This is a genomic window from Caulobacter sp. LARHSG274 (assembly GCF_052871235.1).
This window is the reverse complement of record NZ_JBIXJO010000002.1, coordinates 722,240-747,684: the sequence shown is the minus strand read 5'-3', so window position 1 is coordinate 747,684 and position 25,445 is coordinate 722,240. Positions and strand designations below refer to the sequence as shown.

20 protein-coding genes and 1 tRNA gene are annotated in these 25,445 nt (G+C 68.2%); 10 read left to right on the top strand and 11 right to left on the bottom strand.

Going from position 1 to position 25,445, the window contains the following annotated elements; genetic code table 11:
• Nucleotides 1-9: 9 nt before the first annotated feature.
• From ACIPQB_RS07775 to glmU, 7 genes are all read right to left on the bottom strand, one after another.
• The gene (locus ACIPQB_RS07775) at nucleotides 10-1,800 is read right to left on the bottom strand and encodes a long-chain-acyl-CoA synthetase (protein ID WP_446484629.1); all 1,791 of its coding nucleotides are present in this window, start codon (nucleotides 1,798-1,800) and stop codon (nucleotides 10-12) included.
• A 115-nt stretch (nucleotides 1,801-1,915) separates the two neighbouring features.
• Nucleotides 1,916-2,848: an aspartyl protease family protein gene (locus tag ACIPQB_RS07770; protein ID WP_446484628.1), complete on the bottom strand. Its 933-nt coding sequence runs from the start codon at nucleotides 2,846-2,848 to the stop codon at nucleotides 1,916-1,918.
• A 69-nt stretch (nucleotides 2,849-2,917) separates the two neighbouring features.
• Nucleotides 2,918-4,297, bottom strand: coding sequence for a class II 3-deoxy-7-phosphoheptulonate synthase (locus ACIPQB_RS07765; RefSeq protein ID WP_446484627.1), 1,380 nt, complete (start codon nucleotides 4,295-4,297; stop codon nucleotides 2,918-2,920).
• Nucleotides 4,298-4,381: 84 nt separating this feature from the next.
• Nucleotides 4,382-5,641, bottom strand: coding sequence for an O-antigen ligase family protein (locus ACIPQB_RS07760; protein WP_446484626.1), 1,260 nt, complete (start codon nucleotides 5,639-5,641; stop codon nucleotides 4,382-4,384).
• The gene (gene gor, locus ACIPQB_RS07755; protein ID WP_446484625.1) at nucleotides 5,638-7,029 is read right to left on the bottom strand and encodes a glutathione-disulfide reductase; all 1,392 of its coding nucleotides are present in this window, start codon (nucleotides 7,027-7,029) and stop codon (nucleotides 5,638-5,640) included. Before gor ends, ACIPQB_RS07760 begins: the two co-directional genes overlap by 4 nt.
• Before the next feature lie 73 nt (nucleotides 7,030-7,102).
• A complete protein-coding gene (gene rpiA, locus ACIPQB_RS07750) occupies nucleotides 7,103-7,783 on the bottom strand; it encodes a ribose-5-phosphate isomerase RpiA (RefSeq protein ID WP_446484624.1) in 681 nt (226 codons plus the stop codon).
• The gene (gene glmU, locus ACIPQB_RS07745) at nucleotides 7,780-9,144 is read right to left on the bottom strand and encodes a bifunctional UDP-N-acetylglucosamine diphosphorylase/glucosamine-1-phosphate N-acetyltransferase GlmU (RefSeq protein ID WP_446484623.1); all 1,365 of its coding nucleotides are present in this window, start codon (nucleotides 9,142-9,144) and stop codon (nucleotides 7,780-7,782) included. The genes rpiA and glmU overlap by 4 nt, the downstream gene beginning before the upstream one ends.
• Nucleotides 9,145-9,215: 71 nt before the next feature.
• Here glmU and gph point away from each other — a divergent pair, with 71 nt between their 5' ends.
• The gene (gene gph / locus ACIPQB_RS07740) at nucleotides 9,216-9,953 is read left to right on the top strand and encodes a phosphoglycolate phosphatase (protein WP_446484622.1); all 738 of its coding nucleotides are present in this window, start codon (nucleotides 9,216-9,218) and stop codon (nucleotides 9,951-9,953) included.
• Here gph and ACIPQB_RS07735 read toward each other — a convergent pair.
• Together ACIPQB_RS07735 and ACIPQB_RS07730 are read right to left on the bottom strand one after the other, a co-directional pair.
• Complete coding sequence (locus tag ACIPQB_RS07735; RefSeq protein WP_446484621.1) at nucleotides 9,950-10,609, bottom strand: glutathione S-transferase family protein; 660 nt, start codon at nucleotides 10,607-10,609, stop codon at nucleotides 9,950-9,952. The genes gph and ACIPQB_RS07735 overlap by 4 nt on opposite strands.
• 10 nt (nucleotides 10,610-10,619) lie before the next feature.
• A complete protein-coding gene (locus tag ACIPQB_RS07730; protein WP_446484620.1) occupies nucleotides 10,620-11,180 on the bottom strand; it encodes a dihydrofolate reductase family protein in 561 nt (186 codons plus the stop codon).
• A gap of 97 nt (nucleotides 11,181-11,277) precedes the next feature.
• On the opposite strand from ACIPQB_RS07730, the gene ACIPQB_RS07725 reads away from it, so the two are divergent.
• Entirely contained in the window at nucleotides 11,278-11,796 is a 519-nt protein-coding gene (locus ACIPQB_RS07725) for a winged helix-turn-helix transcriptional regulator (RefSeq protein WP_446484619.1), read from the top strand.
• A gap of 99 nt (nucleotides 11,797-11,895) precedes the next feature.
• On the opposite strand, the gene ACIPQB_RS07720 is transcribed toward ACIPQB_RS07725, so the two are convergent.
• Entirely contained in the window at nucleotides 11,896-12,060 is a 165-nt protein-coding gene (locus tag ACIPQB_RS07720; RefSeq protein ID WP_446484618.1) for a hypothetical protein, read from the bottom strand.
• A 491-nt stretch (nucleotides 12,061-12,551) separates the two neighbouring features.
• Here ACIPQB_RS07720 and ACIPQB_RS07715 point away from each other — a divergent pair, with 491 nt between their 5' ends.
• The 8 genes from ACIPQB_RS07715 to ACIPQB_RS07680 all read left to right on the top strand — a co-directional run bounded on the left by ACIPQB_RS07715 (nucleotide 12,552) and on the right by ACIPQB_RS07680 (nucleotide 22,936).
• A complete protein-coding gene (locus ACIPQB_RS07715; protein ID WP_446484617.1) occupies nucleotides 12,552-13,652 on the top strand; it encodes an ABC transporter ATP-binding protein in 1,101 nt (366 codons plus the stop codon).
• Entirely contained in the window at nucleotides 13,649-14,536 is an 888-nt protein-coding gene (locus ACIPQB_RS07710; protein WP_446484616.1) for a carbohydrate ABC transporter permease, read from the top strand. The genes ACIPQB_RS07715 and ACIPQB_RS07710 overlap by 4 nt, the downstream gene beginning before the upstream one ends.
• Nucleotides 14,533-15,381: a carbohydrate ABC transporter permease gene (locus ACIPQB_RS07705; protein WP_446484615.1), complete on the top strand. Its 849-nt coding sequence runs from the start codon at nucleotides 14,533-14,535 to the stop codon at nucleotides 15,379-15,381. The genes ACIPQB_RS07710 and ACIPQB_RS07705 overlap by 4 nt, the downstream gene beginning before the upstream one ends.
• Nucleotides 15,378-16,688 carry an extracellular solute-binding protein gene (locus ACIPQB_RS07700; RefSeq protein ID WP_446484614.1) on the top strand — a complete coding sequence of 437 codons (1,311 nt, stop codon included), beginning with the start codon at nucleotides 15,378-15,380 and terminating at the stop codon, nucleotides 16,686-16,688. The genes ACIPQB_RS07705 and ACIPQB_RS07700 overlap by 4 nt, the downstream gene beginning before the upstream one ends.
• Before the next feature lie 14 nt (nucleotides 16,689-16,702).
• Nucleotides 16,703-18,214, top strand: a complete 1,512-nt coding sequence (arfA, locus tag ACIPQB_RS07695; RefSeq protein ID WP_446484613.1) for an arabinosylfuranosidase ArfA — start codon at nucleotides 16,703-16,705, stop codon at nucleotides 18,212-18,214.
• A gap of 399 nt (nucleotides 18,215-18,613) precedes the next feature.
• Entirely contained in the window at nucleotides 18,614-21,355 is a 2,742-nt protein-coding gene (locus tag ACIPQB_RS07690) for a TonB-dependent receptor (RefSeq protein ID WP_446484612.1), read from the top strand.
• A gap of 56 nt (nucleotides 21,356-21,411) precedes the next feature.
• Nucleotides 21,412-22,422, top strand: a complete 1,011-nt coding sequence (locus tag ACIPQB_RS07685) for an arabinan endo-1,5-alpha-L-arabinosidase (RefSeq protein WP_446484611.1) — start codon at nucleotides 21,412-21,414, stop codon at nucleotides 22,420-22,422.
• A gap of 439 nt (nucleotides 22,423-22,861) precedes the next feature.
• Nucleotides 22,862-22,936, top strand: a tRNA-Val gene (locus ACIPQB_RS07680).
• A gap of 36 nt (nucleotides 22,937-22,972) precedes the next feature.
• Here ACIPQB_RS07680 and ACIPQB_RS07675 read toward each other — a convergent pair.
• Nucleotides 22,973-25,297: a GH92 family glycosyl hydrolase gene (locus ACIPQB_RS07675; RefSeq protein WP_446484610.1), complete on the bottom strand. Its 2,325-nt coding sequence runs from the start codon at nucleotides 25,295-25,297 to the stop codon at nucleotides 22,973-22,975.
• Nucleotides 25,298-25,445: the final 148 nt, after the last annotated feature.

The window sequence follows — 25,445 nt, the reverse complement described above, 5'->3', positions numbered from 1 at the left end:
GGCCCAGCCCTACAGCCGGTAGGCCCCGGCCAGGATCTTGGCGTGCACCGCCTTGGTCAGTTTCACATAGCCCTTGGCCGCGTCGCGGAAGTACAGTGGATCCTTGATCGCGGCCGGATCGAAGCCCTCCTTGACCAGGTCGATCTTGCGGTACTTGAACGTGCCGGTGGTCTCGATCTGCGACTGTAGGCGCACGAAGACCGGGCGGGCGTAGGCCGGCAGCTCGCGGTCGACATATTCGGCCAGGGCCCCGATCTCGAACTCGGGCCCGACCACCAGAGAGGCCATGCCCGCCTTGCCGTCCATCTCGCCGACCGGCACGCCGTAGACATTGACCTCCTCGACCCCCGCCACCCCGGCCAGGCGCTCGGCCACCTCGCTGGTGGCGACGTTCTCGCCCTTCCAGCGAAAGGTGTCGCCGATGCGGTCGACGAAATAGAGATAGCCGTCGCCGTCGGCCCGCATCAGGTCGCCGGTGCGGAACCAGGCGTCGCCCTTCTGAAAGGCGTCGTGCAGGACCTTCTTCTCGGTGGCGGCCTTGTCGGCATAGCCGGTGAAGTTGGAGCGGGCGTCGCTGGCGATGTGGCCGATGCATTCGCCGATCTCGCCAGGGGCGGCCTCGATGCAGCAGCCGTTGGCGCCCCGCACCGGGGTCTCGGTCTCGACGTCGAACTTGACGATGCGGATGTTGAACTTGCTGTGCAGGTAGCGCGGCACCCGGCCGATCGCCCCGCGCCGGCCGTCGAAATTGAACAGCGAGACATTGCCCTCGGTCGCGCCGTAGAACTCCAGCACCGAGCCGACCTTGAAGCGGTCGAGCATGGTGTCCCAGACGTCGGGCCGCAGGCCGTTGCCGAAGATCAGCCGGATCTTGTGGGCCCGCTCGTTGAGCGTTTCGGGATGGTTGGCCAAATAGCGGCACAGCTCGCCGATATAGACGAACATCGTGCAGTTCTCGGCGACCACGTCGTCCCAGAACTGATTGACCGAGAACTTCTTGCGCAGCACCACCGTCCCGCCGTTCAGCAGGGCCGCGCCCATGGCGCAGAGGCCGCCGGTGGCGTGGTAGAGCGGCAGGGTCACATAGATGCGGTCGGTGTGGCGCGCGTCGGTCGAGCCGGCGAAGCCGCGCATGTAGAGCTGGGCCCGCATGTGAGTGATGCGCGCGGCCTTGGGCAGGCCCGTGGTGCCGCTGGTGAAGATGTAGAGGGCGGTGTCGCGGGCGGTCAGGCCGTTGCGGGCCGTCAGGCGGTCGGGCCGCAGTTGGCTGCAGCTCTTCAGCGCATTGACCAGGTCGCGCTGGTCGCCCTGGGCGGGGCCCAGCACCCATTGCTGGACGTGACGCTCCAGCCCGCCCTTGACTTGCTCGAAACAGGGCGAGGTCTCCGGATCGACGATGCAATGCAGGGCGTGGGAGATGTTCAGGCAGTGAGCCAGGGCCGCGCCGGTCAGCTGGTTGTTGATCAGGGCCGTGGCCACCCCGACCTTCGACAGGCCGTACCAGATCGCCAGATATTCCAGTCGGTTGGGCATGAACAGCGCCACGGTCTGGCCGCGGGTGATCCCCTGCCCCTTGGCCCAGTGGGCGTAGCGGTTGGCGATGGCGTCCAGCTCGCCATAGGTGACCGAGCGCCCCTCGAAGACGATCGCCTGGCTGTTGCGCCACCTGTCGATGGCCGCTTCCAGGTCGTCGCAGATCAGGTCGGGACTGTCGGGCGCGATGGACTTCACGCGCTTCAAGGTGCGCGTCAGTCCCTTCAGGAACCGCAGTTCACGCTTCAACCTGGCCGGCAAACTCATCGACGCACTCCGTTCAAACAACCATTGGAGAGCGGCGGGCGAGCGGTCAAGACGCGGCATGCCGTGTCACGCGCCTTGCCAAACGGGCAAGCCGAGACTTTCCATGCTCAACAGTTCAGCCACGGTCGGAATATTGAAACCGGATCTCGCCGCGCTTGAAGTCCATGGCGATGGTGTCGAATTTCTGAAGGATATCGGTCCCGATCAGGATCGCCGGTTTTTCGGATAGGTCCCAATAGTCGAAAGTATGAATGGGTCCAAAAACCACAGGCACATTGCGCAGCATCAGCCCGCCGAAAATCAACGTCTTCAGTCTCGCCAAACGTCCGGAAAGCATCTGGCCAGTTACGCTATGAAGTTCTAGCGAAACGAATTCCGCTCCAATCGCTCCGCGTCGCCGGCCTTCCTCGTAAAAAGCCAGATTGCCCACGGTATTGGTTGCACCGCTGTCGATGAAGGCCGGTAACCGCATGCCCTGAACAGTGGCTTCGACCAGGGTGATGCCACTGCGTTTGGTCCAGGCAGGAATCGTCAGTGTCCGATCATCTGTATTCGGCAAAGCGACGTCGATCGTCATCAGCTGCTTACGATAATCGAGCATCAGGCTCTGTGTGCCCAGCCAGTCGAGACCCAACAGACCGGCGCTACCCAGCCGTTGCTCGGGAACAACGATCAGAGGCACGTTCCGCCGTCGCCGCCGCCCGACCCGCAACGAATCCACCACCGTGGTATCGGCCAAGCCCACACCCGCGATGCCATGCAACGCGACGACGGCTCCTCGTCCCAGACCGATCGCGTCGGCCAGTTCGGACGAGATCATCGAGGCGTTGGCGCCGGTGTCGATTATGAAGGGAAAGGGCCCTCGCTCGTTGATAAGGACCTCGACCGTCAACCGCAGGGCCGGATCGAGCACCTTAAGCCGATCGTTTTGCGCTTTCATCGAAGTTGACGATGGATCGGTCGCTTTCGCCAGCACGAGGCGGGGCGATGCTGCCGCTATTCCGGCCAACCCACATAAAGCTCTACGCGATATGGCCGACACCTTCATCGGAGGCGCCTCCTCAATAGAGAAAGCTATACCCCTGTGAAGGTTCGCGCCAGCAATCGCCGACCAACGTTATCCCGCGACCAAACGCCGCTGGTCGTCGCGGGCCGACTTCAGCTTTTCGGCGACCAGGAACGCCAGTTCCAGCGCCTGTTCGCCATTCAGGCGCGGATCGCAGTGGGTGTGGTAGCGGTCAGCGAGGTCGCCCTCCGACACCGCCCGCGCGCCGCCCAGGCACTCGGTGACGTTCTGGCCGGTCATCTCCAGGTGGACGCCGCCGGGATGGACGCCCTCGGCATGGGCGACCTCGACGAAGGTCTTGACCTCGGCCAGGATGCGGTCGAACGGCCGGGTCTTGTAACCGGTCGACGCCTTCAGCGTGTTGCCGTGCATCGGATCGGTGGCCCAGACCACCGAACGGCCGGCCGCCTTGGTCGCCTTCATCAGCCGCGGCAGGCGGTCGGCGATCTTGTCGGAGCCGAAGCGGCCGTACAGGGTCAGGCGGCCCGGCTCGTTCTGCGGGTTGAGCACGTCGATCAGCCGCAGCAGGTCGTCGCCCTCCATGGTCGGGCCGCACTTCAGGCCGATCGGGTTCTTGACGCCGCGCATGAACTCGATGTGGGCGCCGTCCAGCTGGCGGGTGCGCTCGCCGATCCACAGCAGGTGGGCGCTGGTGTCGTACCAGTCGCCCGAGGTGGAATCGACGCGGGTCATGGCCTCCTCGAAGCCCAGCAGTAGGGACTCGTGGCTGGTGAAGAACTCCACCCGGCGCAGGTCCGGCTGGGTCTCGGGCGTCACACCGACCGCCGACATGAAGGTCAGGGCTTCGCTGATCTTCTCCGACAGCTCGCGGTAGCGCGCGCCCTGCGGGCTGTCGCCGACGAAGCCCAGGGTCCAGCGGTGGATGTTGTAGAGGTCGGCGTAGCCGCCGCTGGCGAAGGCCCGCAGCAGGTTCAAGGTCGCCGCCGACTGGCCGTAGGCGCGCAGCAGCCGGTCCGGATCGGGGATGCGGTCCTCGGGCGTGAAGTCCATGCCGTTGATATTGTCGCCGCGGTAGGACGGCAGGGTGACGCCGCCGATCGTCTCGATCGGTTCGGAGCGCGGCTTGGCGAACTGGCCCGCGATCCGGCCGACCTTCACCACCGGTTTGCCGCCGGCGAAGGTCAGCACCACCGCCATCTGCAGGATCAGGCGGAAGGTGTCGCGGATGTTGTCGGCGTGGAATTCCTTGAAGCTTTCGGCGCAGTCGCCGCCCTGCAACAGGAAGGCGCGACCCTCGGCCACGTCGCCCAGCAGGCTCTTCAGGCGGCGCGCCTCACCGGCGAACACCAGCGGCGGCATCTGGCGAAGGGTCTGCTCCACCCGCGCGACGGCGCCCGCGTCCGGATAGTCGGTCGGGACGTGCTTGGCGGGCTTTGCTCTCCACGACGACGGGGTCCAGCGGCTGGTCATGACGATCTCGGATTTCTCGAAAAGGAGCGGCTTTTATCTTAACCGCGGGCCAAAAGCAAAATCATTGCGACAAAACCCCGCGATCTAGTTCAGCGGGGTAAGTTCGTCCCAAGCTTCGCCGTCGGGGAAGCCGCCGAAACGGGCCAGGCCGCAGGCGATCAGGGTGATCGCGCCCAGGGCCAGCCACCACTCCTGCCAGACGCCGAAGCTCAGGCCGCCGATCGTCAGATAGCTGACCAGCGCCCCGGCCGCCATGGCCCCCTCGCCCCGCGACCGTTCGCTGATCCGCGTGACCTCATAGGTCAGCCAGCAGAAGAACACGCCCGCCAGGGCCGCGCCAATGGCGCCCAGTTCCAGCCACAGCTGCAGCTCGGCGTTATGGGTGTGCAGCGGGATGGCCAGGCCGAAGGTGCGGCTCGCGTCCAGGCCCCAGCCGCGGAACGGATAGTGCTGGATCTGGTCGGCGGCGAAGGTCCAGATGTTGAGCCGCGCGTCCCATGAGGGCGGGGCCAGCCTGTGCAGCCAGGCGACCAGCCCGGTCTCCACGCCCAGCAGGACGGCCAGCGGGGCCAGGACGAACGGCGCCGCCACCAGCACGACCAGGATCTTGCCCCCGGTCACGCCCAGATAGCGCACCAGCAGCCAGGCCGCCGCGCCCAGCCCCAGGGCAAGGAGGCAGGCGTCCGAACTAACGATGACCGACGCCACGACGGTGGCGGCAAGGAGCAGCAGGATCAACTGCGGCCTGTAGCGGCGCGACAGGATCAGCGAGACCGGCCAGAACAGCAGCGCCAGGGCGTAGGTCGCCAGCGAGACCTTGACCATGGCCAGGTCGGGCCGGATCGGATCGCCGGTCAGCAGATGCAGGCGCTGGTAGATTCTCGCGCCGCCGGCGGCGTCGATCGCCGCCAGCACCGCCAGCGCCACGGTCGCATAGGCCAGGATCGCGCCCGCGCGCACGGCCGGCCGCTCCGGCAGCCCCCCAAGCGCCACCACCGCCGCGCCATAGGTGGCCAGCTGCAGGAACAGCTTCATGGCCGTCAGGGTCTCGAGGTCGCCATAGTCCTTGAGCTTGGACGGATCGATCGCCACCGGGCTCCAGGTCATGCTGACCGCCGCCCACAGGGCCAGGGCCAGCAGGATCAGCAGCGGCGGGGCGGCCGCCCGCGTCAGGCGAACGCCTGGCAGCGCCAACAGCCCGACCAGGGCGAGCAAGGGCGCAAAGCCCAGCGGGGCCAGATAGGCCAGCAGCGCGGTCATCACCACCAGGAAGATCGCCACTCCGCCCAGCCAGCGCGTGGTCCAGGTCGCGGGCGCCGCGACGGCGGATGCGGGCTCGGTCATGCGCTCATCTCGGACGGCACGTATTTCTCACGCAAGGTCACCAGTTCCTCAGCCAGGGTCGGGTGGACGGCGCAGGTGGAATCCCACTGGGCCTTGGTCACGCCCATCTTCACGGCCACGGCCGCCATCTGGATGATCTCCGGCGAATCCGGCCCGACGATATGCACGCCGACGATCCGCTCGTCGTCCTGCTTGACCACCAGCTTGATCAGGCAGCGGTCCTGGCCGCCGTAGAAGGTCACCTTCATGGGGCGGAACACGGCGCGATAGATGTCGACCTTGCCGAAGGCGTGGCGGGCCTGGGCCTCGGTCATGCCCACCACCCCGACCGGCGGCTGCGAGAACACCGCCGAGGCCACCATGTCGTGGTCGAAGCGAGTGGGATTGTCGTGGAACTCGGTCTGGGAGAAGGCCGCGCCCTCGCGGATCGCCACCGGGGTCAGGTTGATGCGGTCGGTGACGTCGCCCACCGCCCAGATGTTGTCGACATTGGTCTTCGAATAGTCGTCGACCGCGATCGCGCCGCGCTCGTTCAGCGCCACCCCGGCCTTGTCCAGGCCCAAGCCCTCGACATAGGCCTCGCGGCCGGTGGCGAACATCACCAGGTCGGTCTCGAAGGTCAGGTCGTTGTTCAGCGTGCTCAGCAGGCCGGTCTCGGTTTGCTCCAGGCGCTCGTGCGAGCAGCCCAGCACCACCTTGATGCCGCGCTTTTCCAGCTCGTCGGCCAGGTGGGCGCGGACGTCGTCGTCGAAGCCGCGCAGGATGTTGGCCCCGCGGTAGAGCAGCGTCGTCTGCACGCCCAGGCCGTTGAAGATGCTGGCGAACTCCACCGCGATATAGCCGCCGCCCACCACCATGGCCCGCTTGGGCAAGGTCGGCAGGTGGAAGGCCTCGTCCGAGGTGATCCCCAGCTCCGCGCCCGGGAAGTCGGGACGCCAGGGCCGGCCGCCGGTGGCGATCAGGATCTTGCGGGCGGTGTAGCGGCCGGCGTCCTTGCTGTCCGCCTTGGGCAGCACCTCGACGGTGTGCCTGTCGATGATCTGGGCCCGGCCGTGCAGCAGATGGGCCCCGGCCTTCTGCAGGTTGGTGACATAGATTCCCGACAGCCGGGCGATCTCGACGTCCTTGTCGTGCAGGAAGGCCTTCCAGTCGAACGACCGCTCGCCGATCGTCCAGCCATAGCCCTTGGCGGTCTTCAGCTGGCTGGCCACCTCGCTGGCGTAGACCATGAACTTCTTGGGCACGCAGCCGCGGATCACGCAGGTGCCGCCGACCCGGTATTCCTCGGCCACCGCGACCTTGGCCCCGCTCATCGCCGCCACCCGCGCGGCCCGCACCCCGCCCGAGCCGGCGCCGATGACGAAAAGGTCGAAGTCGTACTCAGCCATCGCAGGCGCTCCGGGGTCGCGGTCGGTTGGACTCTCAGCGAGGCTGTGAGGCCGGAAGAGGGCGGATATGGGTCTAGGGGACCAGCTTGACCACCCCTTGGTCGGTTCCCAGCAGGGCCTCGTCGGCCAGATCGAGGAACAGGCCGTGGTCGACGACGCCGGTCACCGCCTTCAGGGCGGCGGCCAGGGCGGCGGGCTCGGCGATGACGCCGGCGGCCATGTCGTAGATGACGTTGCCGCCGTCGGTGACCACCACGCCCCGCTCGGCCATCCGCAGGCGCGGCGGCAGCAGGTCGAACTCGGCGGCGATATCGGCCAGGCGCTGGCCGGTATGGACATGGCCGAACCGCACCACCTCGATCGGCAGCGGGAACTTGCCCAGGGCCGGCACCTGCTTGGCGGCGTCGGCGATGACCACGCAGCGCTTGGAGGCCTCCCAGACCAGCTTCTCGCGCAGCAAGGCCGCGCCGCCGCCCTTGATCAGCGACAGGCCCGGACCGATCTCGTCGGCCCCGTCGATGGTCAGGTCGATGGACTTGACGTCGTCCAGGGCGGTCAGCGCGATGCCCAGCTCGCGCGCCAGATTGGCGGTCGCCTCGGAGGTCGGCACGCCGCGGATGTCCAGCTTGCGGGCCGCCAGGGCCTTGACGAACCAGGCGGCGGTCGAGCCGGTGCCCAGGCCCACGACCATGCCGCTCTCGACGAGCTCGGCGGCCGCCTCGCCCGAAATCCGCTTCTGATCGTCGGCGCTCATGGTTTTTCCTTCTGGGCCAGCTTGAGGGCGCGGAACTGGTTGGCCCAGCCCGCCTTGTCGCTTTGCGGCGCCCGGCCCAGGGCCAGGGCCCCGTCGGCGACGTCGCGGGTGATCACCGAGCCTGAGCCGGTCATCGCCCCCTCCCCGACCCGCACCGGCGCCACCAGGGCGGTGTTGGAGCCGATGAAGGCGCCTGGCCCGACATGGGTCTCGAACTTGTCGAAGCCGTCATAGTTACAGAAGATCGTTCCGGCCCCGATATTGGCCTTGGCGCCCACCGAACCGTCGCCGAGATAGGACAGGTGGTTGGCCTTGGCGCCGGCCCCGACCTTGACCTTCTTGACCTCGACGAAGTTGCCGATGTGAGCCTCGGGGCCGATCTCCGCCCCCGGCCGCAGGCGGGCATAGGGACCGATCAGGGCCCCCTCGCCGACGCTCGCGCCTTCCAGGTGGCTGAAGGCCTTGATCACCGCTCCCGTCGCGACGCTGACGCCCGGGCCGAACACCACGAAGGGCTCGACCGTGACCCCGGCCGCCAGCCGGGTGTCCCAGCACAGGTGGACGGTATCGGGCGCGGGCATGGTCACGCCCTCGACCAGCAGGGCGGCGCGCCGGCCTGCCTGCCAGACGGCCTCGGCGGCGGCCAGCTCGGCCTGGGAATTGACGCCCTGGACCGCGGCCTCGGGCGCAAACGCGGCGCGGGTCGCCAGGCCGCGGTCATGGGCCAGGCCGACCACGTCGGTCAGGTAGTACTCGCCCTTGGCGTTATCGTTGCCGACCTGGGCCAGCAGGTCGAACAGCAGGGCGCGGTCGGCGGCCAGGACGCCCGAATTGCAGTGCCTAACCTGGCGGACGGTGTCGTCGGCATCCTTGGCCTCGACGATGCGCAGCAACACCTGGCCGGGGGCCAGGATCAGCCGGCCATAGGCGCCCGGATCGGCGGCCTCGAAGCCCAGCACCGCCACGTCGGCGCCCTTGGCTTTCAGGTCGAACAGCGGCTCGATCACCGGCGCGGTCAGCAGCGGGCAGTCGGCATAGGTCACCACCACGTCGCCGTCGAAATCGGCCAGGGCCTCGCGCGCCGCCAGCACGGCGTGGCCGGTGCCCAGCGGCGGGTCCTGGACCACGGCGGCGTCAGGGCCGAGACGGGCGCGGACGTGCTCGCCGACCTTGGGGCTGTGGGCCCCGACCACCACCACCACCCGCTCGCAGTCGAGCGCCAGGGCGGCGTCGATGGCGTGGTCGAGCAGGGCCCGGCCGCCGATCGCGTGCAGCACCTTGGGCGTCGGCGACTTCATCCGCGTGCCCTGGCCGGCCGCCAGGATGACGGCCGCGCGCTTGCGAGGCGAAGGACTGGTCATGGGCTTGAGCGACTCCCCCTTGGACGGACCAAAGTTGCATTAGCCGCGCGTTTAGCCGAAAGGCCAGAGCCATGCATGCCCAGAACGACATCTTGCCGACCGATATCGGCAATGGCCAAATCCTCCGGGGGGCGACGATCGCCTTCGACCTCGACGGCACCCTGGTCGACACCGCCCCGGACCTGGTCGCGTCGCTGAACATCATCCTCGGCGAGGAGGGCCTGCCGCCCCTGCCCTTCGACGACGTGCGCAGGATGGTCGGGCGCGGGGCCAAGGCCCTGCTGGAGCGCGGCTTCGCCGCCGCCGGCGCGCCGCTAGACGCCGACCAGGCCCCCGACCTGGTCGAGCGCTTCATCGCCCTCTATCTGGGCCGCATCGCCCACGAGAGCGCGCCCTTCCCCGGCGTGGTCGAGACCCTGGAGGCGCTGCGGGCGGCCGGGGCGAAGCTGGCGGTCTGCACCAACAAGCTGACCCACCTGTCGGTGGCCCTGCTCGACGCCCTGGACCTGACCCGCCATTTCGACGCCGTGGTCGGGGCCGACCACGCCCCGGCCGCCAAGCCCGATCCCCGCCACCTGCTGGCGACCATCGCCGCGGTCGGCGGCGACCCGGCCCGCGCCGTGATGGTCGGCGACAGCATCAACGACGCCCTGTCGGCCAAGGCCGCCCAGGTACCGGTGCTGCTGGTGTCGTTCGGCTATACCGAGGCCCCGGTCGAGACCCTGGGCGGGGACCTGCTGATCGACGCCTTCTCCGACGTGCCGGCCGCCTGCGTCACGCTCCTGACCGCCCGGCCGCCCAGCGCCTAATCCCGGTCCGGCGCGCCCAGCGGGAAGAAGTGGCGATAGGGCCGGCCGCCGTCGACGGCGCGGGCGAAGGACGGCCGGGCCAGCAGCCGGGCGCGGTAGGCGTGCAGGTGCTTGAACTCGGCCGGGATGGCGTGGGTCCAGTCGGCGTAGAACAGCGACGGGGCCGCGGCGCAGTCGGCCAGGCTGAAGGTCTCGCCCACCGCCCATTCGCGATCGGCCATCCGCTTGTCCAGCCAGTCATAGATGGCGTCGAGCATCGCGTGGGCCTCGCGCACGCCATAGGGGTCGCGGTCGGTCTCGGGGCGGATGGCGTCGAACACGCAGCGGCCTTGCGGGGTCATGACGTAGTTGTCGAACACCCGGTCCAACATCCGGACCTCGACGGCCAGGTCCGGATGGTCGGGGATCAATCGCACCGGGCCGGGATGGCGCACCTGCAGGTGCTCGATGATGCTGGTGGCCTCCAGGATCGTGCGCCCGCCGTCGACCAGGATCGGGAAGCGCTTGATCGGCCAGAGCCGGGCGAATTCCTCGCCATTCGCCGGCTCGTCGGGCGACAGCATGCGGAACTCGAAGGGGATGTCGTTCTCGTAAAAGGCGATCAGCGCCTTCTGGCAGTAGGACGAGAACGGGTGGGCGAAGAGCTGCAGGGTCATGTCGATCTCCTCAGGCGCGGTCGCGAACGTAGTGCAGGATGACCGCGCCCGTATCGAGGGGCGTGGTCTCGATCAGCTTCAGGGCCAGGGGCGGCAGGCCGGGGGCGAACAGGCGCTTGCCGTCGCCGAACACCTGGGGCAGCACCATCAGCCGGTACTCGTCGACGACGTCCAGGGCCATCAGGCTGTTGGCCAGGCCGGCGCCGCCGAAGCTGTAGATGTCGCCGGCGACGGTTTGCCGGAGGGCGGCTACGGCGTCGGCGAGGTCTTCGCCGCGCACGACCTGGCCGTTCCAGCCCGGATCGCCCGAGAGGCGCGACGAGACCACGGTCTTGGGCAGGGCGTTCATCGCCTCGGTCTCCGGCATCCCGACCGCGTCGGACGAGGTCCAGAAGCCCTTGTTGAACTCGAAATTGGTGCGGCCGTAGATCAGGTGACGGGCCGCGGCCAGGCCCTTGCCCGACCAATGCTCCCCCACCGCGTCCGACCAGGCCGGGGGAATGAATTGGCCGTCCGGCCCTTCGATATAGCCATCCAGGCTGACGAACATCGCCAGAACCACCTTCGCCATCGCCGTCTCTCTTGGTTTAAACCAGTTGCGATATGCAAGCAGTTGCGTTCTAGCAAACCGATCCTATATTGCAACCAGTTTTTGCGGAGAACTTCGGATGGAAGGCGCCCACCGTTCGGGATGCCCGATCAACCTGACGCTGGAGATGCTGGGCGACCGCTGGAGCCTGATCGTCATCCGCGACCTGATGTTCGGAAACCGCCGCCACTATCGCGAGCTGCTGACCCAGTCGGAGGAAGGGATCGCCTCCAACATCCTGGCCGATCGGCTCAAGCGCCTGACCGAGGCGGGGATGATCTCGCGGCGCGACGATCCCAGCCATAAGCAGAAGGCGATCTACAGCCTGACCGAACCGGCCATCCAGCTGGTGCCGCTGCTGGCCCAGATGGGCGCCTGGGGCCGACGACATACGCCGACCTCGGAGGAGCTGGCGATCCGCGCCCAGGTGCTCGAAGAGGGCGGCCCGCCGATGTGGGACGCCTTCATGGCCGAGCTGCGCCACCTGCACCTGGGCGCGCCGCCGCCGCAGACCTCGGTGTTCGGGCAGTTGCAGCAGGCCTATGAGGCGGTGGTCGCCCAGCGCCGCCAGGACCCGGCGCCCGCCCCTTCGGCCTGACTGGGCGTCGCCTCCTCGCCTACGCCAGGGCCGAGGCGGAAACCAAGGCCGCCGCTCGCGGTTGGTGGGCCAAGGGCCCGGCGTGAGCTAATCACCGCCTCACGTCTCCAGGGCCGGGCGCAGCCGCAGCAGGCGCGGATCGATCGCGGTCTTGATGCTGGCGTGGATCTCTTCGTGGAACCCAGGAGGCGTCAGGGCCAGGGCTCGCTGCGGCGCGATGGCGGCCGGCTCCAGGCCCTCGGGGAGGAACTGCAAGGCGCCCATGAAGTCGCGGCCGATCTGCTCAAGCAGGCTGTAGGCGTGCGGAAGACCCGGCCCTAGTCTTGGACGACAGCTTCGACCACGAAGCCTGGAACGGCAGCCGTCAAGCCGGCGTGGTCCTGAGCCGTCCGTACATGACGATCTGTTGGTGGCGGCAAGGAGGCGACGAGCGGATCCGCTATAGTCCGACAATTATAGCAAGCTTGAGCGGCCCGCTACGGCGACGCTTTCGATGTCGACGATCTATTGCTCCCGCCACCGGAGCCTCCCCTCCTGCCGACAGGGGCCGCACTTTTTGCTCTTGCCTCGTTCCGGATTCCCCGATATTCCGCTTTTGTCTGAGTAAATGACTTCGACAAACCAGCACGCTACCAAGGCGGGCGGCAACAAAGGCGCAAGGCGTCGCGCAAACGGGGGGAGACGATGGGCCGTTACGGCGCCCGTCCGACATCCGCCCTTCCGCGCACAGCCGGCGTCGACGGGGAGTGGACCGCGTGGCGCGTGTGCGGCTTGAGCAGCTGAGCAAGAGTTTCGGCCCGGTCGCGGTGCTGGACGACCTCTCGCTGGACATCGCGGCCGGCGAGTTCATCGCCTTTCTCGGCCCCTCGGGCTGCGGCAAGTCCACCCTGCTGCGGATGATCGCCGGGCTGGAGACCGTCGAACAGGGCCAGATCCACATCGGCGAGCGGCGGGTCGATCCGCTGCCGCCCGGCGACCGCGGCGTGGCCATGGTGTTCCAGCACTACGCCCTCTACCCGCACATGACGATCTTCGAGAACATGGCCTTCGGCCTGCGCAACGCCAGGGTCCCGAAGGCCGAGATCGAGGCCCGCGTGGCCGAGGCCGCCCGCATCCTGGAAATCGAGCGCTTCCTGCGGTCCAAGCCCGGCCAGCTGTCCGGCGGCCAGCGCCAGCGCGTGGCCATCGGCCGGGCCATCGTCAAGAAGCCGGACCTGTTCCTGTTCGACGAGCCGCTGTCCAACCTCGACGCCGCCCTGCGCATGCGCACCCGGCTGGAGCTGGCCCAGCTGCGCCGCCGGGTCGAGGCGACGATGATCCTGGTCACCCATGACCAGGTCGAGGCCATGACCCTGGCCGACCGCATCGTGGTGATGAGCGACCGCCGCATCCAGCAGGTCGGGACGCCGATGGAGATCTACGCCCGCCCCGCCAACCGTTTCGTCGCCACCTTCGTCGGCTCGCCGCCGATGAGCTTTCTCGACGCGACCCTGTCGGAAGGACCCGCGGGCCTGGCCCGCGCGACCCTGGCCGGCGGCGCAAAAGTTGACACCGGTGTCGCCCTGACCGACCTGCCCGCCGGCGCCGGCGCCGGTTGGCGGCTGGGCCTGCGGGCCGAGACCGTCCGGGTCGTCGCGCCGGGCGCCGGCCTGGTCGACGCCAGGGTCGAGTTCGTCGAGCGCCTGGGCGACCGCACCCTGGTCTATCTGCGCCTGGCCGACGGGGCGGCGATCACCGCCGAGGACGCCGGGACCAGCCGCGCGGCCATGGGCGACGTCGTCGGCCTGGCCCTGACCGGCCCGCCCCATCTGTTCGACGCCGACGACGTCGCCCATTACGACAGGTCGCGCCCATGACCGCCCCCGCGCCCCGCCCGGGAAAGGGTTCCTGGACCAACGGCCTGTTCATCGCCCCCTACCTGGCCGTCTATCTGGGCCTGCTGCTCTATCCGCTGCTGGCCGGGGTGTGGCTGAGCCTGCACAAGGCCGACCTGTTCGGCGGGGCGGCGTTCGTCGGAATCGAGAACTTCGCCCGGCTGCTGCGCGACGGCGTCTTCCTGCAGGCGGTGCGCAACACCTTCTTTTTCGTGCTGCTGACCGTGCCGGCCCTGGCGACGATCAGCCTGGCCCTCGCCCTGGCCCTGAACCGCCCGACCCGCGCGGCGGCCTTCTTCCGCGGCGTGTTCTTCAGCTCGTCGGTGCTGTCGGTGACCATCGTCACCCTGATCTGGCGGCTGGTGCTGATCCCCGACGGCGGGCTGATCGCCAACTTGCTGCACGCCGTCGGCCAGCCGCCGCTTCCCCTGCTCAGCCATCCGGACCTAGTGCTGCCGGCCATCGCCTTGACCACCGTGTGGTGGTGCATCGGCCTGCCGATGATGCTGTACTTGGCCGCCCTGCAGCAGGTGCCGGCCGAGCTCTACGAGGCCGCCGCCCTCGACAAGGCCGGAGGGTGGAAGACCCTGACCCGCATCACCCTACCCTCGATCCGGCGGACCATCGTGCTGGTGGTGATCATCCAGTGCGTGCTGCAGTTCCAGCTGTTCGGCCAGGCCCAGCTCCTGACCCAGGGCGGCCCCAACGGCGCCTCGCGGCCGATCGTGCTGTTCATCTACGAGGTCGGCTTCCGGCGCTGGGACATCGGCTATGCGGCCGCCGCCTCGGAGATCCTGTTCGGCCTGATCCTGGTCGCCACCGTGCTGCAATATGTGACGACCCGCGGCGGGGAGCCTCGCCGATGAGCGCCCTCGACCGCGCCGCGGGACGCAATCCCTGGATCGGCCGCCTGGGCTGGACGGCCATGGCGGTGACGGCCGTGGTCATGGTCCTGCCCCTGCTGTGGACGGTGGGCCTGTCGCTGAAGTCGAACGGCGCCCTGCTGCGCGACACCGCCTCGGTGTTCCACGGCCCCTACACGCTGGAGAACTACGGCTCGATCCTGGCCCGGGCGGCGGTGTTCCGCTGGCTGTGCAACAGCCTGCTGGTGTCGCTATGCACCACGGCCGGCGTCCTGGTCCTGTCGTCCCTGGCCGGCTACGGCTTCGCGCGGCTGGAGTTCCCCGGCCGCAAATGGCTGTTCGCCCTGGTGCTGTTCGGCCTGGCCGTGCCCGAGCAGTCGGTGATCATCACCCGCCACCAGCTGTTCAGCGCCCTGCACCTGCACAATAGTTATCCCGGCCTGATCCTGCCGGGCCTGGCCGCGCCGTTCGGGGTGTTCCTGATGACCCAGTACTTCAAGGCCATCCCGCTGGAGCTGGACGAGGCGGCGGTGCTGGACGGGGCCTCGCGTCTGCAGGTGTTCTGGAAGGTGCTGCTGCCCCTGACCCTGCCGGCCCAGGCGACCCTGGGGATCTTCACCTTCCTGTCGTCGTGGAACGACTACTGGTGGCCGCTGATCTCGGCGACGCGCAGCGAGATGTTCACCCTGACGGTCGGGGTCGCCAGCTCGCAGATCAACTTCGCCCAGACCAGCGGCCTCGGCTTCCTGATGGCCCAGGCGGTGTTCGCCAGCGCGCCGGTGCTGGTCGTCTATGTGGTCTTCCAGAAGTACATCGTGCGGGCCGTGTCCGGGGCGGCGGTGCGATGAGCCGCCTTCCCCGCCTGTTCGCGATCGCCGTCGCCGCCCTGAGCCTGTTCGGCTGCGCCAGGCCCGACGACGTCACCCGGATCACCGTGCAGCGGATCTTCGGCGAGTGCCGCTCGACCGGGGCCGGAACGCGCAATCCCGACGGCGAGTGCGAGATCATCACCGGCCTGCTCGACCAGTTCCAGCGCGAGAACCCGGACATCCGGCTGAAGGTCAATATCGCCGCCTGGCCCGGCTATGACCAGTTGTCGGCCCAGTTCGCGGCCGGCGACCCGCCCGACCTGGTGACCATGCACATGTCGGCGATCTCCGACTACCAGTCGCGGGGCCTGATCGAGCCGATGGGGCCGGACCTGGCCAAGGTCGGCGTCGAGCCCGCCGCCTTCACCCGCGCCGCCCGCGAGGGGGTGACCAAGTCCGGCCAGGTCTGGGGTCTGCCCTTCGACAACTGGGCGCCGCTCTGGCACGTCAACCTGAACCAGTTCCGCCAGGCGGGGCTGGTGCGCGACGGCCAGCCGATCCTGCCGACCAGCGCCGACGAGCTGCTGGCCCAGGCCCGCCAGTTCAAGGCCGCCACCGGCAGGCCCTACCTGGTCCAGGCCATGGCCAACGAGACCGCCAGCTACACCCGCAACCTCTACACCTGGCTGATGACCCAGGACGCGGTGATCTTCCCCGACGCCAAGCACATCAAGCTGACGACGCCGCAAGCCCATCGGATCGTGGCCCTGTTCAAGCAGATGTACGACGAGAACCTGACGACCAAGGACCAGGACTATCCGGCCGCCACCAGCGGCTTCATGAACGGCGACGGCGGCGTCTATCTGGTCGGCACCTGGATGATCGGGACCTTCGAGGCCGAGGCCCACGCCAAGGACCGGCCGCTGTCGGACGGCTATGCGGTCGTGCCCTATCCGCGGCTGTTCGGGGATCGGGACGCGGCCTATGTCGACGGCCATGCCTGGGTCGTGCCGCACCGCCAGCGGACGCCGGCCCAGCGCGCCGCCGTCTATCGCCTGGTGCGGTTCCTGGCCGATCACGACTATGACTGGTCGCGCACCGGCCACCTGCCGGCCATGCAGGCGGTGATCGACAGTCCTCGTTTCAAGGCCCTGCCCCACCGCCAGGCCATCGCCCCGCTGGCGACGATCGGCCAGACCCTGCCGCCGCAGGTCCAGCGCCAGTTCGCCATCCAGGACATCATCGGCGACGAGATGGCCAGCGCCATCACCGGCCGCAAGCCGATCGACACCGCTCTGGCCGACGCCGAGCGGCGGGTCAACGACCTGCTCTTCCACCTTCTCTAGCCACGCGAGCCGCCATGCTGACCGCCAAGATCATCGCCGACGCCGACTTCGTGGTCGCCCCGCTGGACCGGCGGATCTTCGGCACCTTCGTCGAGCACATGGGCCGCTGCGTCTATGGCGGCATCTACGAGCCCGGCCACCCCACCGCCACGCCCGAGGGCTTCCGCCAGGACGTGCTGGACCTGACCCGAGAGCTGGGCGTCACGATCGTCCGCTATCCAGGCGGCAACTTCCTGTCGGGCTACAACTGGGAGGACGGCGTCGGGCCCAAGGAAGATCGCCCGGTTCGCCTCGATCTGGCCTGGCACTCGACCGAGACCAACCAGTTCGGGACCAACGAGTTCATCACCTGGTGCCGCAAGGCGCAGCTGGAGCCGATGTTCGCGGTCAATGTCGGCACCCGCGGCGCCGACGAGGCCCGCCACTTCCTCGAATACTGCAACCATCCGGGCGGGACCTACTATTCCGACCTGCGTCGCGCCCACGGCTACGAGCAGCCACATGGCGTCAAGTTCTGGTGCATCGGCAACGAGATGGACGGTCCCTGGCAGATCTGCGCCAAGACCTCGGCCGAGTACGGCCGCATCGCCCAGGAGACCGGCAAGGTGATGAAGTGGGTCGACCCCACCATCGAACTGACCGCCTGCGGCTCGTCGCAGCGGGCCATGCCTACCTACGGCAAGTGGGAGTACGAGGTGCTGGACCAGTGCTTCGACCAGGTCGACTACATCTCGCTGCACCATTATTGCCGCAACGACGCCGACGACATCCACGAGTTCCTGGCCACGATCGACGACCTGGACCACTTCATCCGCGAGGTGGCCGCGATCGCCGACGCCGTGGCCGCGAAGCGCCGCTCCAAGAAGCGGATCATGCTGTCGCTGGACGAATGGAACGTCTGGTACAAGGCCAGCGGCCCCGACGACCTGAGGAAGCCCGGCTGGCCCGAGGCCCCGCCGCTGATCGAGGAGGTCTATAATCACGAGGACGCCCTGGTGGTGGGCGGCTGCCTGATCGTGATGATGAACAACGCCGACCGGGTGAAGGCCGGGTGCCTGGCCCAGCTGGTCAATGTCATCGGCCCGATCATGACCGAGACCGGCGGCCCGGCCTGGCGCCAGACCATCTTCCACCCGTTCGCCGACTGCGCCCGCCACGGCCGCGGCGAGGTGCTGAAGCTGAAGGTCGAGACGGGCGCCTTCCCGACCAAGGCCCATGGCGAGGTCCCCACCCTGCTCGCCACGATCGTTCGCGACCCCGAGACGGGCGCGGCCACCTTGTTCGCCCTGAACCGCAGCGTCACCGAGGACATGGCGCTGTCGGTCGACCTGCGCGGCGTCGCCGACGACCTGGCGATCGCCGGCGCGACCCAGCTGCACGACCCCGACCTGAAGAGGACCAACACCAAGGCCGCGCCGGACGCCGTCTCGCCGGTCGCCAACCCGACGGCCAGGCTGGAGGGCGGTCGCCTGACCGCCACCCTCAAGCGCCAATCCTGGAACGTGATCAGCCTGGCGCGGGGCTGATTCTCACGGCGGCGGCCGCGTCCACGGCCGCCACCGCTCGGGATCCCCGTCGGCGCTCACCAGCCGTGCAATCTATTTATTTGTCTGACCAAGATTCGTGCGTTTTTCGCGCCAGAGCTTTCAACCGCCCTGACGTCGGCCTCAACCCGCTGCTCTATCGACGCCCCCGAAGGATCAGGCAACATCCAATTGATTTCGCTGCATTATCATCATTTATCATAACAATAAAGCGAACATTTATCGGCTCATTGCACGCCGCTTGCGCGCCAGAATACCGCTTCCATTTCACGCCCTCCCTGCGCAATACGCTTGCGCTTCATCCATTTGTCAGACAAGCTAACGCTCATCGAGAAACGCCCCGCGCAGACGGGGAGACGATGAAACCTGGGAGGGACATCCATGACTACCGGCATCCAAAAGCCGATCCGCTCCGCCGTGCGCCGAGCCCTGCTGATTTCGGCCGCCTCGGCCACGGCCATGCTGGCCGCCGCGCCCGCCTTGGCCCAGACCGCCGCGACCAAGAACGACCAGACGGTCGAGGAGATCGTCGTCACCGGTCAGCGCAAGGCCGCCCAGAGCGCGCAGCAGATCAAGAAAAACAACGACCTGGTCGTCGACTCGATCGTCGCCGAGGACGTCGGCAAGCTGCCGGACAACAACGTCGCCGACGCCCTGGCCCGGGTCACCGGCATCCAGGTGCGCCGCGACTCCGGCGAGGCCAATTCGGTGCTGATCCGCGGCCTGCCCAACCTCGTCACCGTGCTCAACGGCCGCGAGGTGTTCACCACCACCGGCCGCTACATCGCCCTGGCCGACATCCCCGCCAACATGCTGCAGCGGGTCGACGTCTATAAGAGCGCCGCGGCCGACCAGATCGAAGGCGGCATCGCCGGGGCCATCGACGTGCGCACCCGCCGGCCGTTCGACTTCGCCGGCGCCCAGTTCAACGCCTTCGGCCACGCCGACTACGCCGACAAGGCCAAGTCGTGGGATCCGGACTTCGGGGCCACCGCCTCGAACCGCTGGGACACCAAATATGGCGAGGTCGGCGCCCTGATCGGCGTGTCCTTCGTCGAGCGCAACTATCATGAAGAGCGCGCCTTCAACGTGCGCCCCGACCCCAAGACGCTCTGCGCCGACGGGACCAAGAACCGGACCTGCGGCTCGTTCAACGCCGCCCATCCAGCGCCGCAGGATGACGTGCAGGGCCCGTTCGTGATGGGCTACATCCCGATCGCCGGCGACCGCAAGCGCAAGGCGGTCAACTTCGCCCTGCAATGGCGGCCCGATGACGACACCGAGCTGTACTTCGAAGGCTTCGACACCGACTACAGGAACAAGTTCGAACTCGACTTCCTGGTCGGCCTGCCCTGGCTGGGCGACGGTAACCTCTCGGCCACCGTGTTCCCGGGCACCAACCAACTGAAGACGCTGACCAACCACAACGTCTTCACGATCATGTCGACCCAGGCCAACGACCAGCACTCCAACACCAACCAGTTCTCGCTGGGCGGCTCGCGGCGCCTGGGCGATTTCAAGGTCTCGACCGACCTGTCGGTGACCAACTCGTTCTTCCGGTACGAGAACCCGATCATGGACAGCGGGACCGTGGTGCCGCTGGTCCAGGTCGACACCAGCCACGACGGCGTCGCCCAGCTGAACTATAACAGCCCCGGCTACGACATCACCAACCCGGCCGGCTACAACATCGTCAACTGGTTCGACAACTACGGGAAGCAGACCGGCCACTCGGTCGATTGGCGGGCCGACGTCGTCTACACCGCGCCCGACGACGGCCTGGTGCGCGAGATCAGCGCCGGCGTCCGCTACGCCGACCGCGACGCCGAATCCAACCAGTCGTATGGCGGCGCGGCCTATCCCTTCGCCGCCTCGTCGGTGAATTCGCTGCCCGGCCTGAACGGCCTGTCCGAGGCCATGGCCAGCGGCGGCCCCGACTATGTCACCACCCAGTGGTACACGCCGAGCGCCGCCTACCTGCTCAACAACACCGACAAGGTCCGGGCGGCGACGGCGCTGGCCTATGATCGCTCGCTGACCACGGCCGCCGAGTTCGCCCTGCGCAACGATCCGGTCACCGGCAAGCGCAGGATCGATCCGGGCATGTTCTTCTCCGACGTCGAGAAGACCATCGCCGGCTACGTCCAGAGCAAGATCGGCGGCGACCTGGGCAGCGTGCCCTGGAGCGGCGTGGTTGGCCTGCGCCTGGTGCGCACCGACCAGACCCTGGGCGGCAACAATGTCGACACCGCCACCTCGGTGCTGGTCTACACCCCGACCAGTCAGAAGAACTCCTCGGTCGACCTGCTGCCCAGCGCCAACTTCAAGTTCAACCTGCGGCCTGACCTGATCGCCCGCCTTTCGGTCGGCAGGACCGTCACCCGGCCCGACTTCGCCCAGTTGAACCCCGGCGTGTCGCTGTCGACCGTGGTGTCCAACACCACCTTCCTGTCGGGCTCGGGCGGCAATCCCAAGCTCAAGCCGGTAAAGTCCGACAGCGTCGACGCCGCACTGGAATGGTACTTCGCCGCCGACGGTTTCCTGACCGCCGCCTACTTCCACCGCGACATCAACGGCTACATCGAGACCACCTCGGCCAACGAGTCGATCAACGGCACCACCTACATCATGACCCGGCCCAGCAATTCGGGATCGGACAAGCTGCAGGGCGTCGAACTGGGCTACCAGCAGTTCTACGACTTCCTGCCGGGTCCGCTCGGCGGCCTAGGCCTGCAGGCCAACGTGACCATCATGGACGGGTCGATGAAGAACGCCGTCACTGGCGTGAAGACCGATTTCCGCGGGCTGTCGAAACTGTCCTACAACCTCGCCCTGCTCTACGAGAAGGGTCCGCTGTCCGGGCGGGTGGCCTATAACTGGCGCCAGCACTTCCTCGACACGCCCAATTTCGAGAACAGCGGCTTCGACCTGATCGCCGACGACACCGCCCAGATGGACGCCAGCCTGTCCTACAAGGTCGGCGGCAACCTCACCCTGACCCTCGAAGGGGTGAATCTGCTCGACACCGAGTTCAAGGACTACTTCACCGACAAGCACCTCTATCCGCGCGACACCCGCCGCTACGACCGCCAGGTCCTGGTCGGCTTCCGCTGGAAGATGTAGGGCCCAGGGCGTCCGGCCCTCGCGGCCGGGCGCCCGCCTTCGCCGGAGCGTCCCCCATGCCGACCCGCAGACGGGCCCTGCTGACCCTGGGCGCGGCGGCCGCCCTGGCCCGGCCCCTGGCCGCCGGGGCCGCCGCCAGCCTCAACGACCGGCTGGCCGGCGACCTGTCGCCCGTCCACGACCCCTGCATCATCAAGCAGGGCGACACCTATCACCTGTTCTGCACCAGCCAGGTCGGCCAGAAGCCTGGCCTGATCCCCTGGCGCACCTCGCCCGACCTCGTCACCTGGACCCTGGCCGGCGCGGTGATGCCCGCCCTGCCCGACTGGGCCCAGAAGGCCGTGCCCGGAACGCGCGGGGCCTGGGCGCCGGACATCAGCCTGATCAACGGCCGCTACCACCTCTATTACGCCCTCTCGACCTTCGGGAAGAACCGCTCGGCCATCGCCCTGCAGACCACCGCCACCCTCGACCGGACCGATCCGGCCTTCGGCTGGCGCGACGAGGGGGTGGTGCTGGCCTCGCAGGCCGGCGACGACTTCAACGCCATCGACCCCAACATCGTCGCCGCCGCCGACGGCCGCGTCTGGCTGGCGTTCGGCAGCTTCTGGTCGGGCCTGAAGCTGGTCGAACTCGACCCGGCGACCGGCAAGCCCAGACCCGGCGCGCCCCTGACCGCCCTGGCCGCCCGCAGCCGCCCCCATGCGATCGAGGCGCCCTACATCATCGCGCGGCGCGGCTGGTTCTACCTGTTCGCCTCATTCGACTTCTGCTGTCGCGGCGCCGACAGCAGCTACTACACCGTGGTCGGCCGGTCCCGCGACCTGGCCGGTCCCTATGTCGACCGCAACGGAAAGGCCATGCTCGACGACGGCGGCCTGATCGTGCTGCACGCCGACCTCGACCCGGCCAAGCGCTTCAAGGGTCCCGGCCACGTCGCCGTCCTCCACGACGGTGACCGCGACCTGATCGTCTACCACGCCTATGACGCCCGCCGGGGCGGGGTTCCGACCCTGCGGATCCAACCCCTGGGCTGGACCGACGACGGCTGGCCGGTCGCGCTCTGAGCTTCCGCCAACGCGCCGATTGCGCGGCGCGGCGCTCGCTCGGACACCTATCGCCTTTGGCCAGGCGTTGCGTCGGATGCGGCGGAAAACACCGCGGAGGCGACATCCAGTTCGAGCCAGATCCGACGCGGGCCGTGAGAACTCTCGCCGGGTTTCCGAGGGACGGATCTGCTCCCCAGATATTCTCCAGAAACGCTCGGGAAAGGAGCGCGTGGTCGCCTAAAGGAGCTAAAGGACCATCGCCGAAGAGCAACGCTCTTGACCCGCTTCCACAGCCTCGGGACGCCGCGAAATTCATCGTCGGTCGACCGTCGCCACGGGCCTGGGGATTTTGACAACAGGCGGGCCAGTAAGGGAGTTTCGCCTCTTGCGCGCCCCGAAGAGCCGGGCTATACGCCCCTCCTCTCGCGACGAGGTCCATGTCTTGGACGCGCGATAAGGATGCTTAGCTCAGCGGGAGAGCACCTCGTTCACACCGAGGGGGTCGCAGGTTCAATCCCTGCAGCATCCACCATTTCCCCCTTCTGCAGACCTGAAACCCCGACGCCGGCTAGGCCAGGGTGAACGACGGCGGGCGGTCGGCGGGGGCGGCGCCGAAGGCGGCGTTGGGGGCGGCCGACATCGAAAATCGCAGCTCGCCGCCGGCCATCAGGTCGGCATGGCTGATCCACGACTTCGTGTAGGGCCGGCCGTTCCGCGTCACCGCGCCGATATAGACGTGGGCGTCGTCGACGCCGTCGGCGATGATCGTCAGCGTCTTGTCCCCCGGCAGGGCGATCTGCGCGCGCGGGAACAGCGGCGCGCCGAACACATAGACGCCACTGACCGGATCGACCGGATAGAAGCCAAGCGCGCTGAGGATGTACCAGGCGCTCATCTGGCCGCAGTCCTCGTTGCCGGCGACGCCGTCGGGCGCGGCGCGGTACTGGCTCTTCAGCAGCATCCGCACGCGGGCCTGGGTCTTATGGTGCGCGCCGCAGAAGGCGTAGAGATAGGCGATGTGGTGGCTGGGCTCGTTGCCGTGGATGTACTGGCCGATCAGCCCCGACATGTCGGGCGGCGCGTCGGGCGGCAGCTCGGAGGAGGCGTTGAACAGCGCGTCGAGCTTGGCCTCGAAGGCGGCGTCGCCGCCGAACAGCTCGATATAGCTGTAGACGTCATGCTGGTTGAGGAAGGTGGCCTGCCAGCTGTTGCACTCGGTATAGTCCCACCAGACCGTGGGATTGTGGCCCATGCCCCGGGGGTCGAACGGCTCGGCCCAGCCGCCGTCGGCATTGCGCGGCCGCGCGAAGCGGCTCTTGGCGTCGAACAGGTTGCGATAGTTCTTCGAGCGCGTCCGTAGCGCCTCGGCCGAGGCGCGATCGCCGGCGGCGTCGGCGATGCGGGCCATCGCCCAGTCGTCATAGGCGTATTCCAGCGTCTTGCTGACCGACTGGTCCTCCAGGTCGCACGGGATGTAGCCCTTGGCGCGATAGGCCCGGACGCCGGCGGCGGGGCTGTTGAAGGCCAGATCCTTGTATAGCGACCACGCCGTCTTGGCGTCGACGCCGGGCAGTTGCTTGTGCAGGGCCTCAGCGATGACGACCGCCGAATGCCAGCCGATCATGCAGAAGGTCTCGATGCCCTGCAGCGGCCAGATGCAGGGCCCGCTCGGGCTCTCCAGGCCCATGTCCACCAGGTTGCGGGCGAAGGCGGCGGCGCGGTCCGGCGCGATCAGGGTCATCAGCGGATGCCAGGCGCGGTAGGTGTCCCAGAGGCTGTAGGTGCTGTAGTTGCGCTGGCCGGCGGGCAGCTGACGCACCTTGGTGTCCATGCCGCGATAGCGTCCGTCGGCGTCGCTGAACAGGGTCGGCGCCAGCTGGGCGTGGTAGAGCGCGGCGTAGAAGATCCGGCGATCGACGTCGGACGGGGTGTCGATGCGGATGCGCGCGAGCTCGACCTCCCAGGCGGCGGCCGCCGCGGTCCGCGCCCCGTCGAAGTCGAAACCGGGAACCTCGCGGTCGAGATTGTTCAGCGCCCCGTCGATGTCCACCGCCGACAGCCCGACCTTGACCAGCAGCGGGGCGTCGAGGCCGCGGCCGTAATCGAACACGCACTTGAGCGCCGCCCCGTCGGCCCGGGTCGCCCCGTCCGCCAGGGGCACGTCGTTACTATAGAGCCGCGCGGCGACGAAGGGGCGCGAGAGCTTGAGGGCGAAGTGGATGACCCGGCCGCCAGCCCATTGGCTGACGCGGCGCGAGCCGACCAGGGTGTCGCGCCCGATCAGCCGCAGATGGGCGTCGCTGACCTTGCACGGCCGGGCGTCGTTCTCCTGCGAGCCGTGGGCCCAGTCGATCAGCAGATGCGCGTCCTGGCCGGCCGGGAAGGTGTAGCGGTGCAGGCCGGCGCGCTCGGTGGCCGTCAGCTCGCAGCCTATGCCGGACTCCGGCAGGACCAGGCGGTAGTAGCCGGGCCGCGCCGTTTCCGCCGCGTGGTCCATCCGCGTACGGTAGCCGCCTTCGGGCGCGGCCAGGGTTCCGGGCCGCAGCCGCACCTCGCGGACCTGCGGCACGACCAGCAGGTCCAGCATGTCGCCGACCCCGGTGCCGGACAGGTGAGTGTGGGAGAAGCCGAGCAGGGTCGCGTCGCCGTAATAGTAGCCCGACGAGGCGTCCCAGCGGGCGTTGTCGGTGTCGGGGCTCAGCTGCACCATGCCAAACGGCAGGCTGGCGCCGGGATAGACGTGGCCGTGGCCGCCGGTCCCGATCAGCGGATCGACCTGGGCGCCCAGCAAGGTTCCCGCGCCGCGCGCGAACGCCCCGGACGGGCTCAGGCCCACGCCGGAGGCCAGGCCGGAGGCGGCCGCGGTGATCATCAGGGTGCGACGCGACAGCATGGAAGTTCCCTTCGCCGATAAGTTTACGCTGGACGCATTGGAGGATCGCCGCCGCCGGTTCGCAACGCCCTTCAAAAAAACGGCCTTCGATCGGCAGGGAGTCCGATCGAAGGCCAGTGAAATGCGCCTCGGAGGAGACGCATTCCTC

Excerpts from the sequence above, each read along its gene's own strand:
- ACIPQB_RS07675 (WP_446484610.1), bottom strand. The coding sequence starts at position 25,297 with ATGCTGTCGCGTCGCACCCTGATGATCACCGCGGCCGCCTCCGGCCTG.
- gph (WP_446484622.1), top strand. The coding sequence starts at position 9,216 with ATGCATGCCCAGAACGACATCTTGCCGACCGATATCGGCAATGGCCAA.
- ACIPQB_RS07760 (WP_446484626.1), bottom strand. The coding sequence starts at position 5,641 with ATGACCGAGCCCGCATCCGCCGTCGCGGCGCCCGCGACCTGGACCACG.
- ACIPQB_RS07685 (WP_446484611.1), top strand. The coding sequence starts at position 21,412 with ATGCCGACCCGCAGACGGGCCCTGCTGACCCTGGGCGCGGCGGCCGCC.
- ACIPQB_RS07765 (WP_446484627.1), bottom strand. The coding sequence starts at position 4,297 with ATGACCAGCCGCTGGACCCCGTCGTCGTGGAGAGCAAAGCCCGCCAAG.
- ACIPQB_RS07730 (WP_446484620.1), bottom strand. The coding sequence starts at position 11,180 with ATGGCGAAGGTGGTTCTGGCGATGTTCGTCAGCCTGGATGGCTATATC.
- rpiA (WP_446484624.1), bottom strand. The coding sequence starts at position 7,783 with ATGAGCGCCGACGATCAGAAGCGGATTTCGGGCGAGGCGGCCGCCGAG.
- ACIPQB_RS07700 (WP_446484614.1), top strand. The coding sequence starts at position 15,378 with ATGAGCCGCCTTCCCCGCCTGTTCGCGATCGCCGTCGCCGCCCTGAGC.
- glmU (WP_446484623.1), bottom strand. The coding sequence starts at position 9,144 with ATGACCAGTCCTTCGCCTCGCAAGCGCGCGGCCGTCATCCTGGCGGCC.
- ACIPQB_RS07720 (WP_446484618.1), bottom strand. The coding sequence starts at position 12,060 with ATGGGCGCCTTGCAGTTCCTCCCCGAGGGCCTGGAGCCGGCCGCCATC.
- ACIPQB_RS07775 (WP_446484629.1), bottom strand. The coding sequence starts at position 1,800 with ATGAGTTTGCCGGCCAGGTTGAAGCGTGAACTGCGGTTCCTGAAGGGA.
- ACIPQB_RS07710 (WP_446484616.1), top strand. The coding sequence starts at position 13,649 with ATGACCGCCCCCGCGCCCCGCCCGGGAAAGGGTTCCTGGACCAACGGC.
- arfA (WP_446484613.1), top strand. The coding sequence starts at position 16,703 with ATGCTGACCGCCAAGATCATCGCCGACGCCGACTTCGTGGTCGCCCCG.
- ACIPQB_RS07690 (WP_446484612.1), top strand. The coding sequence starts at position 18,614 with ATGACTACCGGCATCCAAAAGCCGATCCGCTCCGCCGTGCGCCGAGCC.
- gor (WP_446484625.1), bottom strand. The coding sequence starts at position 7,029 with ATGGCTGAGTACGACTTCGACCTTTTCGTCATCGGCGCCGGCTCGGGC.
- ACIPQB_RS07770 (WP_446484628.1), bottom strand. The coding sequence starts at position 2,848 with ATGAAGGTGTCGGCCATATCGCGTAGAGCTTTATGTGGGTTGGCCGGA.
- ACIPQB_RS07735 (WP_446484621.1), bottom strand. The coding sequence starts at position 10,609 with ATGACCCTGCAGCTCTTCGCCCACCCGTTCTCGTCCTACTGCCAGAAG.
- ACIPQB_RS07705 (WP_446484615.1), top strand. The coding sequence starts at position 14,533 with ATGAGCGCCCTCGACCGCGCCGCGGGACGCAATCCCTGGATCGGCCGC.
- ACIPQB_RS07725 (WP_446484619.1), top strand. The coding sequence starts at position 11,278 with ATGGAAGGCGCCCACCGTTCGGGATGCCCGATCAACCTGACGCTGGAG.